General features: G+C 50.6%; 13 protein-coding genes and 2 pseudogenes. 12 read left to right on the top strand and 3 right to left on the bottom strand.

Annotation, left to right across the window (positions count from 1 at the left end; translation table 11 throughout):
• The 10 genes and pseudogenes from T260_RS0120695 to T260_RS125600 form a co-directional block, all read left to right on the top strand.
• Window positions 1-253: pseudogene (locus T260_RS0120695) on the top strand (IS1634 family transposase); the annotation flags it as partial.
• 175 nt (window positions 254-428) lie between these two features.
• Window positions 429-851, top strand: coding sequence for an 8-oxo-dGTP diphosphatase (locus T260_RS125565; protein WP_023634312.1), 423 nt, complete (start codon window positions 429-431; stop codon window positions 849-851).
• A gap of 183 nt (window positions 852-1,034) precedes the next feature.
• Window positions 1,035-2,315: pseudogene (locus T260_RS01000000138090) on the top strand (IS110 family RNA-guided transposase).
• A 393-nt stretch (window positions 2,316-2,708) separates the two neighbouring features.
• Window positions 2,709-3,230 carry a hypothetical protein gene (locus T260_RS125570; RefSeq protein WP_008881522.1) on the top strand — a complete coding sequence of 174 codons (522 nt, stop codon included), beginning with the start codon at window positions 2,709-2,711 and terminating at the stop codon, window positions 3,228-3,230.
• An 81-nt stretch (window positions 3,231-3,311) separates the two neighbouring features.
• Window positions 3,312-4,190, top strand: coding sequence for an ABC transporter permease subunit (locus T260_RS125575; RefSeq protein ID WP_023634311.1), 879 nt, complete (start codon window positions 3,312-3,314; stop codon window positions 4,188-4,190).
• Between the two features lie 129 nt (window positions 4,191-4,319).
• On the top strand, window positions 4,320-4,601 hold the full coding sequence (locus tag T260_RS125580) for a hypothetical protein (protein ID WP_023634310.1): 282 nt from the start codon (window positions 4,320-4,322) through the stop codon (window positions 4,599-4,601).
• 26 nt (window positions 4,602-4,627) lie between these two features.
• Complete coding sequence (locus T260_RS125585) at window positions 4,628-5,233, top strand: kinase (protein WP_011229690.1); 606 nt, start codon at window positions 4,628-4,630, stop codon at window positions 5,231-5,233.
• Between the two features lie 520 nt (window positions 5,234-5,753).
• Window positions 5,754-6,233 (top strand): DUF2975 domain-containing protein, encoded by a 480-nt coding sequence (locus tag T260_RS125590; RefSeq protein ID WP_011229691.1) that lies wholly within the window; start codon window positions 5,754-5,756, stop codon window positions 6,231-6,233.
• Between the two features lie 10 nt (window positions 6,234-6,243).
• Window positions 6,244-6,468: a helix-turn-helix domain-containing protein gene (locus tag T260_RS125595; RefSeq protein WP_013144000.1), complete on the top strand. Its 225-nt coding sequence runs from the start codon at window positions 6,244-6,246 to the stop codon at window positions 6,466-6,468.
• Window positions 6,469-6,484: 16 nt separating this feature from the next.
• The gene (locus T260_RS125600; RefSeq protein ID WP_021322048.1) at window positions 6,485-7,387 is read left to right on the top strand and encodes a DUF817 domain-containing protein; all 903 of its coding nucleotides are present in this window, start codon (window positions 6,485-6,487) and stop codon (window positions 7,385-7,387) included.
• Between the two features lie 64 nt (window positions 7,388-7,451).
• Here the strand turns inward: T260_RS125600 and T260_RS125605 are convergent, their stop codons facing one another.
• Genes T260_RS125605 through T260_RS125615 form a run of 3 tightly spaced genes read right to left on the bottom strand, consistent with a single transcriptional unit; the run spans window position 7,452 to window position 10,173 of the window.
• Window positions 7,452-7,940: a DinB family protein gene (locus tag T260_RS125605; protein WP_023634309.1), complete on the bottom strand. Its 489-nt coding sequence runs from the start codon at window positions 7,938-7,940 to the stop codon at window positions 7,452-7,454.
• A gap of 49 nt (window positions 7,941-7,989) precedes the next feature.
• On the bottom strand, window positions 7,990-8,742 hold the full coding sequence (locus T260_RS125610; protein ID WP_023634308.1) for a TatD family hydrolase: 753 nt from the start codon (window positions 8,740-8,742) through the stop codon (window positions 7,990-7,992).
• A gap of 57 nt (window positions 8,743-8,799) precedes the next feature.
• Window positions 8,800-10,173, bottom strand: a complete 1,374-nt coding sequence (locus T260_RS125615) for a sigma-54 interaction domain-containing protein (RefSeq protein ID WP_011229695.1) — start codon at window positions 10,171-10,173, stop codon at window positions 8,800-8,802.
• A gap of 235 nt (window positions 10,174-10,408) precedes the next feature.
• Here T260_RS125615 and T260_RS125620 point away from each other — a divergent pair, with 235 nt between their 5' ends.
• Both T260_RS125620 and T260_RS125625 read left to right on the top strand, forming a co-directional pair.
• Window positions 10,409-11,821 (top strand): amino acid permease, encoded by a 1,413-nt coding sequence (locus T260_RS125620; RefSeq protein ID WP_011229696.1) that lies wholly within the window; start codon window positions 10,409-10,411, stop codon window positions 11,819-11,821.
• Window positions 11,822-11,916: 95 nt separating this feature from the next.
• On the top strand, window positions 11,917-12,506 hold a 590-nt coding region (locus T260_RS125625), incomplete at its 3' end, for an aldehyde dehydrogenase family protein (protein WP_023634307.1).

The following is a 12,506-nucleotide window of genomic DNA, read 5'->3' as shown; positions in this document are numbered from 1 at the left end:
CTTGGCTATTTACCGCGTTTTTCAGCGCCGAGTGCGTCAGTTTATTACTCCAGAACACCCGTTGAAGGGTCCTGGAGGCCGCAAGCTGACCCGGCCGACGGGACAGGCGATTTTTCAGCTGTTTCAATATGTGAACGTCGTCCTGTTCAAGCTGCCGGATGGGCGCATCCAACGCTCACTGGATCGCTCCCTTACCCCTGATCAGCGAAGGATTCTGCAGGGATTGGGCATGGATGAGAGCATCTACGTGTAACGTGATACGGAACGACCAGCGATGGTAAAAAAAGGATTGCCATCGCTCGTTGTGTTGGTCAAAAAGTTATTCTGAAAAACTAAATAAAAAATCCTTTGTTTTGACCTTGTTAGGGTGCGAAATGTGAGTTAAAAACATTCAGATTTTAAATAAATTAGAAAGGAGAATCTACATCATGTCAGTTGATTGGAAAAGTGTAGAACATAGAATTTATACGATGTGTATGATTCAAAACGAAGATAAAGTTTTATTAATTAAACGACCTAACCATTTCGGTTTTCCGGGATATTTAGCACCAGGGGGAAAAGTGGAATTTCCAGAAAGTATCGTAGAAGGGGCTATTAGAGAAGTCAAGGAAGAGACAGGTTTAACCGTTTCAAATTTAATCTATAAAGGTTTGGATGAATATGTTAATCCAAAAGAAAATGTACGATACATGGTTTTTAACTATTGGACCAATACATTCGAAGGAGAACTCCTTGAAAATCCACCAGAAGGTGAATTGCTTTGGGTGCCGATTGATGAAGCATTAAACTTACCTATGCAAGATTGGTTCAAAGAAAGGTTCAATATGTTTTTTGAACCAGGAACATTCTAAATTCAACGCGTTTGGGATGCGGATTTGAACAAACAAGTGTCTGTTAAAATTACCCGAATGTAAGGAGCATTCCCGTTAGGAGCTTTTCCGGGGACTTGATCAAAAAAAGCCCTCTTGGTATGATGCAGGGGTGTCGATGTCAACCAAAAGTCGACCCTACCACCATACCAAGGAGGACTTCAGATGAATTGTACACAAAATCATAAACTCGATCAAGTCACCGAACAAACGCTTGTCGTGGGAATCGATATCGCGAAACGAACCCACTACGCCTGCTTCGTGGATGACCGGGGGCGTGTGCTTCGCAAATCGTTCCCGATCTTCCAGTCGAAAGAAGGGTTTCGGCAACTGCATAAAGCGATTCAGGAGGCGATGCAAACGTTCGGGAAGCTGAAGGTGATCGTCGGGGTGGAACCGACCGGGCACGACTGGTTGAACCTGGCCTACTTCCTCGAGGAGCACGGGATCCCGTTGGTGATGGTCAACCCGGCGCATGTGTGCCGGTCGAAAGAACTCGATGACAACCTGCCGACGAAACATGACGCCAAAGACGCCCTGGTCATCGCCAGACTGGTGAAAGACGGACGATTCCTCATCCCCCGGCTGCTGCACGAGATCGAAGCCGATTTGCGCGTTGGGAGCACGCTCAAAGAGAAGCTCCGCAAGGAACAGACGGCGGTGAAAAACGCGATCGTCCGCTGGACCGATCGGTATTTTCCGGAGTTTGGGACGGTGTTTCGCGACTTGGGCAAAACGGCGCTTGCGGTGCTGGAGTGGACGCCGTTTCCGGCCGATATGGCGGGTCGGACCGCCGAGGAGCTCATCGAGGTGCACCGGCAAAGCGAAGGGATGAAATGCCTGCAGAAGGCCAAAATTCAGGCGTTGGTCGACGCCGCGAAGGACTCGATTGGGGTGACGGAGGGGGCGACGATGGCCCGATTTGAGATCGCCACGCTCGTCCGCCGATACCGCCAATTGGAGGCTGACATCGCAGCGTTGGACGCCGAGTTGAAGGCATTGGTTCAAACGACGATGGAATATCAATAGCTGAAAACGGTCGACGGGTTGGGAGACGCCACGATCATCGATCTGCTGGCGGAGATTGGCAGCTTCGCTCATTATCGGGACCCGCGTCAATTGGTGAAGTTGGCGGGCCTGACGCTCAAGGAGAATTCCTCCGGCCAGCGCAAAGGGCAAAAGCAGATCTCCAAACGAGGACGGAAACGGCTGCGATCGGTGCTGTTTCGGGCGATGATTCCGCTGATCCGGCACAACGAGGCGTTTCGCGAGCTGCATGAGTATGACACGACCCGCCCCGTCAATCCGCTGACCGGAAAGCAGTCCATCGTCGCATTATGCCGGAAGCTGTTGAATGTGCTGTTTGCGATTTGTACGAAGAAACAAGCCTTTGACGCCGAGCGAATGAAGCAGGACGTCTTGTCCCAGGTGCACCGGGCGGCCTAAGGCCTCCCCCTGCGAACGGAAGAATCGTTGGACAACAGGATGACACCGGAGAAGCTGGCGTGATCGGATCCATTCGACCTTGAGTCCCCAAAGGAGCTTGGCCGGCCTCCGCCTGATGACGAGACCGAACGAGGGAATGTTGGCGCCAAGACGCCCGGAGACATGGGAGGGTTCGTCCTCATCAGCGACGCGGAGATCCAAAGGTGCATCGAATACGCTTCCTCCCACGGAAGGAAAATATCCCCATCCGTGGCCGCGAAGCGTACCCTAGGTCTGTAAGATATCCACAAAACTGAAAAAAGATGTAAGGGATTTTGTCGAAAAATATTTTTTGGACACCCCTGAGGGGCCGAAAAGCCTTGATAGATCAACATTTCTAGAGGGAGGGTTTTTATGAAGGATATCCGAATGACGGTGGTCCTTACGTTGTTGTTGCTATTGGTGCTAGTTGGCTGTGCCAAACCGAAAGTGGAGCAAACGGTAAAATTAGGTGGTGCGGTCAAAACAATCGGTGACCTAGTGGTGCTAAGCGGAAACAGCAATCTGCCAAAAGGCGCCGTCGTGCAAATTGTGATGAAAGAAATCGAGGGGGGCAAACAGGTACTCGAGGAAAAAGTAAACGTTGGGGAAGACGGAAGTTATTCATGGAGCGCGAAAAGACCGGAGCGAGCTAAGGAATATGAGCTGGATGTGATGTTTTTGCCAGAACTGCAGCCGAAGCACGTAAAAGAGAAGTATGGTGAAAAGGGAGAGCTTATCAAAAAAGACTCGTCGGGCAGAGTAGAATATCAAACAGACGGACAAACCTATGTAGGAATTAAAATGTATGACCGCATCTTGAAAATAGGCGATGGAATGGGAGGACAGCAATCCATGTTAGCAGAAACATTGCCTCCCCCGGCACCATCTTATTAAAATGCAAGCACTGGCAGCTTACAGCCGAAAGGAACATCAAGCAATCGGTTGCCCATGCTCCGAAGGAGGGGGATCAGCCTTATGAAGAAATGGAAACTCGCCTTGACGGTGCTGGCGGATTTGTTGCTTACCATTTTCACGATTATGGCGATTATCGCGTTTGCGCAAAGCTATTCCTTGTTTCCGAGCCCGCAAATGGTCACGGTATTTTGGCAGCAATTTCAGCAGCTGTTTTGGAGCTTTTTTTCTATTCGTGATATAACGGTTTCGCTCTCGCAATGGCACAATGCTCCCCTGCTCTCAACGATGATGGAGCCGTATGCCTATTCCCTTATTATTTTATGGGGGGCGCTGGCTGTTTCCTTCCTTATAGCCGTTACGGGAGCCTACATCTGCTTTTTGCTTCCGCGTCCGCTGCAAAAAATGGTTAAAGGAATCGCGTTTTTTCTTGAGTCGATCCCCGATGTTATTTTTATTTTTTCTACGCAACTGTTTGTCATCTGGGTGTTTAAAAAGACAGATTTGCTTATTGTCAATCCTGTTGCCGGTTTTGACAATGTATACGTGCTGCCGATTGTCATGATTTCCATTTTGCCTTCCATTCTGCTGTTCCAAATGACATTTCTTGCGTTTACGGAGGAAAAAGACAAGCCATACGTCGAATATGCGCTAGCGAAAGGATTGTCAAAAACGGCAGTGCTATGGCGCCATATGTTCCGCAACGCGCTGATCACCGTGTTTTCTAACGTCCAATATTTGTTTTGGTTTATGCTGTCGAACTTGTTAGTGGCGGAATATTTGTTTAATATGCACGGATTGTTCCGGTTTTTGTATGAGCAGCTCCCGCCGGAAGTAGTGGCTATCGGTCTTGCCATGCTGTTTTTGCCGTTTTACATCATTGATGTGGCCGGAAAACGAGTGATTGCTTATTTGACGGGAATCGAGAGGGGGGTAGCGTGATGCGCGCATTCCGTAACGTTTATTTTACGACAGGGTTTATCATCGCGGCCGGTCTATTGCTGGCCAGTTTTTTCTATTCTTATTGGCTGAAAGACATCATTCCGCAGCCGCCGAAGCAGATCTACTGGGTTGGGCCCTCCGGAGAAAGTGGCGCTCTCCCTTTCGAACGAATGGTCCGGCTTGATCGGTCTTTCCTATCGGGAAATGATGCTTGACCAATGGATTGTTGTCGGGCCGTGTGTTGCCTTTATCGTTGCCATTTTTGCCTTCAAATTAATGGGAAAAGGGTTAGAGCAAGTGATCGCTGGAAAAGGAAAACGGAAGCAGCGGAAAAAACAGCGGAGTTCATCGGGAAAAACCGCTTCTTTTCCGCCGCAGCAGGGCGATTTTGAATTTGTACTTTATAGATAGGCTATCCTAAAAATACATGAGGGGGGATGGAGTTGCGTGATCGCATCGACTTCTTATGCAAGACCATTTTGGCGATAAAAACAGCGGGCCGATTGGTCCTCGGGATTGATGGGCTAAGCCGATCGGGCAAAACGACATTAGCCAATCAGCTGAGTCAAACGTTGCGGGAGCAAGGCATCTCCGTGTGCGTTTTTCACATGGATGATCATATTGTCGAGCGAGCCAAACGTTATCATACGGGAAACGAGGAATGGTTTGAATATTATTATTTACAGTGGGATGTGGAGTGGCTAACGCATCAGTTGTTCCGTCAACTCAAAGCATCCCACCAGCTGACCCTCCCGTTTTATGATCATGAGACCGATACGCACTCCAAGCGAACGGTTTATCTCTCTGATTCGGACATGATCATGATTGAAGGTGTTTTTCTGCAAAGGAAAGAATGGAGGCCGTTCTTTGATTTCGTCGTCTATTTGGATTGTCCGCGGGAGATTCGCTTTGCCCGTGAAAACGATCAAGTGAAACAAAACATCCAAAAGTTCATCAACCGGTATTGGAAAGCAGAAGACTATTATTTGGAAACCGAAGAGCCGATTAAACGGGCGGATGTTGTTTTCGATATGACCTCATGATCGGGAATCTTTGGTAGGGTTTGTTCCTTTGCGAGGATGACGATGTTGGAAAAGAAAACATCGAATCGATCATCGATAATTTCATACAATTTGTTGAATAATCAACGAATTGTCTTGATCTAACCATTGAAAGTGCCCTCATTCTTTTATAATGATAGACAGGTGTTGATGAAATTTATGGATTGAAGGAGGGTATCCTATTATGATTTCCGCGAAAGCACTGGCTGTCGATGAAAAACGAGTAATTGGGGGGAGTGCGGTTAAATAGCAGAATCGGGCCTGACGGGCCGAACGGCGGCTTTTTCCGGGATGGAAAGCGAATCGATTGGTAATGGGCGGCGTGGAAGTGAATACGGTGTGCCTGTCGTCTCAATAGGTATGGTCGGGCGTTCCCGTGTGGGGACGTCTTTTCTTTTTGCTGTTTTGCAGAAAAAATTTAATTTAAATCAACAATTATTTATTGATAAACGATAAGACGTTCATTACAATAAAGTCGAAAACGAGTCAGTGAGGTGTTTCGATGAAACGGGAAACGTTGTTTTTGAAGGCGTCTTTAGTGTTGATCGGCCTTCCGGTTTTGGCATTGTGCCTATTTTTGGTGCCTGCGCTTGCGAAGGTGGCTGTCAAGCTGGTGCCAACGTTCCCTTGGATCAAGTATTTTGTTTATCTTGTGTTTGAGGCGTCCGCGCTGCCGTTCTACTTCGCTTTGTATCAGGCGTTCCGGTTGTTAGTGTATATTGACCGAAACGACGCGTTTTCCGAGGCGTCGGTGAAAGCGTTAAAGACGATCAAACATTGCGCCGTCGCCATCAGCGGGCTGCATTTGCTTGTCTTGCCGCTGTTTTACTTGTTCGCCGAGAAAGACGACGCTCCGGGTGTCATTTTCGTCGGTCTGATTGTGCCGTTTGCGTCGCTTGTCATCGCTGTGTTCGCCGCGGTTTTGCAAAAGCTGCTGCAGCAGGCGATTGAAATCAAACAAGAAAATGAGTTGACCATTTGAGGTGGATGACATGCCGATTATCGTGAATCTTGATGTCATGTTGGCGAAGCGGAAGATGAGCGTCACCGAGCTGTCGGAGAGAGTCGGGATCACGATGGCGAATTTGTCGATCTTGAAAAACGGGAAGGCGAAGGCGATCCGTTTCTCGACGCTCGAAGCCATTTGCAAGGCGCTCGATTGCCAGCCCGGGGACATTTTGGAGTATCGAAGTGATGAAGGGGAGTCAAATCCGTGAGTAGGGAGGGGACGGCTTGAAAGGGGAGAAACACGAGGCAGCGGTGAACGAATACCCACCGCTTTGCCTCATGATCGTCCGGGTGCGCCAGTTTTGCAGAAAGTCGCGGCTGATCAAAGCGTTTGTGCAGCTTGTTCGCTTCGGTTGGGCGCAGGTGTTGTCTTGCGTGTTTCCGGTTGTCATTTTTGCCTCATTGGCGCTGACGAAGATCGCGCCGCTTCCGCTATTGCCGCGGTATGATTGGCTGCTTGTTATTTGCCTTCTCATGCAATGGTGGATGGTGCGGTCAGGGATGGAAACGCGGGATGAACTCAAAGTGATCACCTTGTTCCACGTCATTGGACTTGCGCTCGAGCTGTTTAAAGTGCGCATGGGTTCGTGGTCGTATCCGGAAGAGGGGTATACGAAAATCTTTGGCGTGCCCTTGTACAGCGGGTTTATGTATGCGAGCGTCGCCAGCTATCTTTGCCAGGCGTGGCGAAGGCTGAAGGTGGAGTTGGTGCAATGGCCGCCGTTTTGGATGGTCGTTCCTCTCGCTTCGGCGATTTACTTGAATTTTTTCACCCACCATTATTGGGTGGACGTTCGTTGGTGGCTCTCAAGCCTCGTCATGCTTGTCTTTTGGCGGTCATGGGTGACGTATGAGGTCGGGGGAGTCCGCTACCGGATGCCGCTTGTTTTGTCCTTTTTGCTGATCGGGTTTTTCATCTGGATCGCGGAAAACATCGCCACCTTTTTTGGCGCTTGGCAATATCCAAACCAGGTGAAGGCGTGGAGCCTTGTTCATCTTGGGAAGGTGAGTTCGTGGTGTTTGCTTGTTATTGTCAGTTTTCTCATCGTGGCGACGTTAAAGCAAGTGAAAACAATGGCTGTGACAGGGGCAGTGGAGCGTTCACATGAAGATGGAAAATCGTTGTAAGCCGAGCAGGGCGGGGATTTGGCTGGTCGTTGCTCGGCTTTTTCCTTGATGAGCCGCCCGCTCCTCACGGAAGCTGTGCCTTGATTTCTTCCATTTGCGCGAGGTGGCGCTGTTCATGATAGCCGACAAATTCCACCCATTGCTTCAAATTCAGTGGCCCAAAAATTGGATGCGGGAACGATTTGGCTTCCAAGTCAGCCGGGTTGGCTTGCTCCGTGATTTGGCGCAACCGCTGCCGCGATTGATGCAATTTTTCTTCCAGTTCGTGTCGAGTGAAAAAGCGGTTGTCCGGGCGGGCGAAATCAGGCGCCTCCACTTTTTTGGAACGGTCAACGGTCAAGTGGATCGGTTTCTCCTCAACCGGCTGGCTCTCGCCATGCTTTAATGTATGGGCGATCATAGCTGCGATCGATGTTTCAATTAAGTACAGGTGTTCGAGCACTTGGGCGATGGTCCAACTCCCTTTCGCTGCCCGGGTGTTCAGCTGTTCGTCCGACAACCCGGAAACGCTTTTGATCAGCTGTTGGCGCACTTGCTCATTATGATCCATCATGTTTCCCTCATTTCGATGTAGATTTGGTTTCATCGTACGATAAGGAAGATCAACCGTAAAGCCGTTTTGTGTTCGCCGTGATCATGGTTTTGACTTGTTCGATATCTCGGCCATAGTGTGCCGCCACGGCTCGCGCGGAGTCCAATAGCCATAACGGCGTCGTCAGTTTTCCGGCAAACGGGCCTGCAAACGGCCATGGGCCATCGGTTTCAAGGAGCAGCTGCTCGATGGGAACGAGGGATAACAGCTGCTTGTCGCGCTCGCGGTAGCACACTTCCGGCGTGACGGAGATGTAGTAGCCGCATTGGACGATTTGTTTGACCACGGCAGGCTCGGCCTTCAGCCAGTGGAAATGGGCTTGTCGGACGCCAGTTTGCTGCAAGATGGCCAAGGCGGTTTCGGCGCGGTCGTAGACGGCGTGAAGGGCGAGCGGCAAGGAGGCATCCGCGGCGATGGCCGCGATTTCGGTTAATCGTTCTTGATACGCGGGCAGCTTGGCGCATGCTTCCGCTGAATAGTATGGCAGCCCGACTTCGCCGATGGCGGCGAGCAGCGGCCGCTCTTGCTTGACAAGCTCTGTCCATTCGTTCCAATCGGCTTCGCTTGGCAGCGGTTGCTCGGGATGAAAACCGATGGCGGCGTAGACGAAGGAAGGGAATCGCTGTTTCAACTCGAGCGTTCGGCAGCTGGAGCGCAAATCGGTGGATACGGCGACGACGCCGGTGATGCCCGCTTCTTGCCAACGGTTGATTTGTTCATCGATGTCCGTGTACTGGTCGAGATGAATATGAGCGTCGATCATCCACAGCGACCTCCCCTGTCCTTTTTGCCGTCCCGCTGGCTGAGGCTTTTCGCCTTTTCATCCCCATTCCTTATCAATCTGGTACTTGCGGATGCGGTATTGCAAGTTTTGTCGGCTCAAACCAAGCGCTTTGGCCGTTTTGGTGATGTTGAAGCCGTGATGCTGCAGCGCCTTGCGGATGTAGTAAATTTCGACTTCTTCCATGTATTTGTCAAGAGGCAAAATGTCTTCCGTATCAAATAAAAAGTCCGTTTTCGTTTCGTCGGGCGCCAGCTTGGCTCGAAAAGGGGCAGGCAGATGGGCGAGGGTGATGGTTTGTTCTTGTTCCATCGTCGCCATCGTTTCCAAAATGACGGCCTCAAGCTCGCGCACGTTGCCGGGCCAGCTGTAAGCAAGAAACGCCTCTTGCACGTCATCGCCGAGTCCTTCGACATGTAGGCCATAGCGCTCGTTGCCTTGACGGATGAAATGGATAGCGAGCGGCAAAATGTCCTCTTTCCGTTCGCGCAACGGCGGCAGGACGATGCAGTGGACGGCAATTTGGTAGTAAAGCGATTTGATCAATTCTCCGTTTTGGACCGCGTCAATCGGGTCGCCGCTTGTCGAGGCGATGAGGCGAACGTCCGCACGAACCGGTTCTTGGCCATGGGCGCGGACAAACTGTTTTTCTTGCAGGAAACGGGCAAGTTTTTGTTGAAGCGGCAGGCTTAACGAGTCAATATCGTCAAGCAGGACGGTGCCGCCGTCCGCTTGTTCAAACAAGCCGGGCTGGATCTCGCCGTCTTCTTCGCTGCCAAACAGCATCGTTTCCATCCAATCGTCCGGAAGCGACAAACACGTTTGCGCAAAAAACGGCTTAGCTCGCCGTTCGCTTTCGTGGTGAATGCAGGAAGCGAGCAAGTCTTTTCCTGTCCCTTTCTCCCCAATGAGCAGCACAGACGCCTCGGAGCGGGCGGCATGACGAGCAAGGCGGATGGCCTTTTGCATGGCTTCGCTTTGGCCGATGATGTCTGCAAACGTGCGACCGGCTTCACCGCGTTGGTGGTGCTCTTGGATCAGCTTGCGGAATTTGGTGATGTCTTTGGCGATTTCCACGGCGCCGATGATGCGCCCGTCTTTTTGCAGCGGGTGTGTTTGATTGACCGTTGTCACGGCTTGTCCTTTGTTATTGAAATAGGTTTGCTGCTTGTTCAGAATGCTTTCACCGGTGCGCAGCGCTTCAAGCAATGTGCTCGGCTGCTCCGGGTTGAAGCGGAAGACGTCCAAAATGTTTTTATCGAGCACGTCCTCGATGTTCATACCCTCGATGTCCCGCATTTTCCGGTTGTAAATGACGGTTTTCCCATGTTGATCGACCGCATGGACGCCAAGGTCGATCATTTCGAGAATTTGCTCATACATTGATAAAAGCGTTTCCATATCCCGGTTCACGATCAGCACCTCTCTTTTTTGTATTATAGCATAAGGTGGACGGGAGACAGGAAGGGAAAGAAAGATGTGAAAAAATTTTTTTCTAAATATATTGAAAATAGAAAAAAATAATTTCATAATAAAGTTGTAATACATTATAAATTGAAAAATAATTTTGCATAAAAGGAGGTTGCTATTCGTTTGATAAAAATGTAAGCGATTGCGGAATCTATCATAGAGAGGGGAGAGTTTTCGGATGCAACCAGTGCAAGAACTGAAACGAGAGCTAAAAAGCAGGCATTTATTTATGATCGCGCTAGGCGGAGTGATCGGCACCGGTTTGTTTTTAGGATCGGGTTATACGATTCATGAGGCGGGGCCAGGAGGGGCCGTCGTTGCTTATCTTTTTGGCGGATTGGTTATGTATTTGACCATGCTTTCGTTAGGAGAATTGGCCGTGAGAATTCCTGATGCCGGGTCGTATCAGACGTATGCGACGAAATTCATCTCGCCGGCAGTGGGGTATTGCATCGGTTGGCTGTCATGGCTGAACTGGTCGGTGACGGTCGGCATCGAGCTGCTCACGGTCAGCATTTTGATGAAGCGATGGTTTCCTGATGTGCCGACATGGGTGTTTTGTGCGGTCTTCGCTTTGCTCTTGTTTTTGATCAACGCCTTGTCTGTCAAAGGATTTGGCGAGGTGGAGTTTTGGTTTTCGAGCATCAAGGTGCTGACGGTGATCGCCTTTATTGTTCTTGGTCTGGCGGCGATGTTCGGAGTCATCCATATGAAAAATGGACAACCTGCTCCGTTTTTCTCGAACTTTACAGACCATGGGGGCTTGTTTCCAAATGGGTTTTGGGCGATCTTTACGACGATGATCCTCGTGAACTTTTCGTTCCAGGGGACGGAATTGGTCGGCGTGGCGGCAGGGGAAAGCCGCGAGCCGGAAAAAACGGTGCCGGTTGCGTTGCGCAACACCGTATGGCGCATTTTGATCTTCTTTATTTTGGCCATTTTTGTGCTGGCTGGTTTGTTTCCGTGGGAGAAAGCCGGCGTTGTGGAAAGCCCGTTTGTTGAGGTGTTTGACAACATTGGCATTCCGTATGCAGCCGATATCATGAACTTTGTCATCATTACCGCGGTGCTGTCGGTGGCCAACTCGGGCTTATATGCGACATCGCGCGTCCTCTGGTCGATGTCGCGCCAAGGCATGGTCACTCCGTTTTTCAGCAAGCTATCGAAACGCGGCGTGCCCATCAATGCGCTTATTGCCAGCATTGCCATCGGCTGCTTGTCTCTGTTGTGCAGCGTGTATGCGGAAGATACGGTGTACGTCTGGCTGACGGCGATCGCCGGATTTGGCGCCGTCACGGTGTGGGCTTCCATCGCGCTGTCAAGCTATTTCGGCCGGAAAGCGTTTTTGCGCGAAGGCGGCGATGTGCGCGATCTGAAATACAGGACGCCGTTGTATCCGTTCGTGCCGCTGGCCGCGTTTGCGTTGAATATGGCGACGATCATCGGACTGGCCTTTATCCCAGATCAACGGATCGCGCTTTACTGCGGCATTCCGTTTTTGCTCGCTTGCTACGGGTACTACCACCTTGTGGCGAAAAAACGGGTTCAGCCCCTAGCCGCAGAAGAAGGGGAGCTCAAGGCCGCCAAGTAAAAACAATTGAAAAAAGCCATAATCATTTGCATAATATAACTATGAAACCGTTTTATAACGAAAAATTTTTTTGCCTTTAAAAGGAGGATGACCAAATGGTGCAGCCGTACAGACACGAACCGCTCACCGACTTTACCGTAGAAGCAAACCGTGAGGCGTTTTTAGCGGCGCTCAAAAAAGTGGAATCGGAGCTTGGGCGCGATTATCCGCTTGTGATCGGCGGCGAGCGGGTGATGACGGAGGACAAAATCATTTCGATCAATCCGGCGAACAAAACGGAAGTGGTCGGCCGGGTGGCGAAAGCGAACAAAGAGCTGGCGGAGCGGGCGATGAAAACCGCTGATGAGGCGTTCCGCACTTGGAGCCGGACAAGTCCGGAAGCGCGGGCCGATATTTTGTTCAGGGCGGCGGCGATCGTGCGCCGGCGCAAGCACGAGTTTTCCGCTTGGCTGGTGAAAGAAGCAGGCAAACCGTGGCGCGAAGCGGACGCCGATACCGCGGAAGCGATTGACTTTATGGAATATTACGGCCGGCAAATGTTGAAGTTGAAAGACGGCATTCCGGTCGAAAGCCGTCCGGGGGAAACGAACCGCTTTTTCTATATCCCGCTTGGCGTCGGCGTCGTCATTTCACCGTGGAACTTCCCGTTTGCTATTATTTTCGGCTCCCTTTTCCGCTCTCTCAT

The organism is Geobacillus thermopakistaniensis (genome assembly GCF_000498995.1).
Taxonomy (GTDB): Bacteria; Bacillota; Bacilli; order Bacillales; family Anoxybacillaceae; genus Geobacillus; species Geobacillus thermoleovorans.
This window is presented reverse-complemented; position numbering and strand designations above follow the sequence as displayed.

Excerpts from the sequence above, each read along its gene's own strand:
- T260_RS125585 (WP_011229690.1), top strand. The coding sequence starts at position 4,628 with ATGGAGTTGCGTGATCGCATCGACTTCTTATGCAAGACCATTTTGGCG.
- T260_RS125565 (WP_023634312.1), top strand. The coding sequence starts at position 429 with ATGTCAGTTGATTGGAAAAGTGTAGAACATAGAATTTATACGATGTGT.
- T260_RS125610 (WP_023634308.1), bottom strand. The coding sequence starts at position 8,742 with ATGATCGACGCTCATATTCATCTCGACCAGTACACGGACATCGATGAA.
- T260_RS125590 (WP_011229691.1), top strand. The coding sequence starts at position 5,754 with ATGAAACGGGAAACGTTGTTTTTGAAGGCGTCTTTAGTGTTGATCGGC.
- T260_RS125570 (WP_008881522.1), top strand. The coding sequence starts at position 2,709 with ATGAAGGATATCCGAATGACGGTGGTCCTTACGTTGTTGTTGCTATTG.
- T260_RS125575 (WP_023634311.1), top strand. The coding sequence starts at position 3,312 with ATGAAGAAATGGAAACTCGCCTTGACGGTGCTGGCGGATTTGTTGCTT.
- T260_RS125595 (WP_013144000.1), top strand. The coding sequence starts at position 6,244 with ATGCCGATTATCGTGAATCTTGATGTCATGTTGGCGAAGCGGAAGATG.
- T260_RS125620 (WP_011229696.1), top strand. The coding sequence starts at position 10,409 with ATGCAACCAGTGCAAGAACTGAAACGAGAGCTAAAAAGCAGGCATTTA.
- T260_RS125605 (WP_023634309.1), bottom strand. The coding sequence starts at position 7,940 with ATGATGGATCATAATGAGCAAGTGCGCCAACAGCTGATCAAAAGCGTT.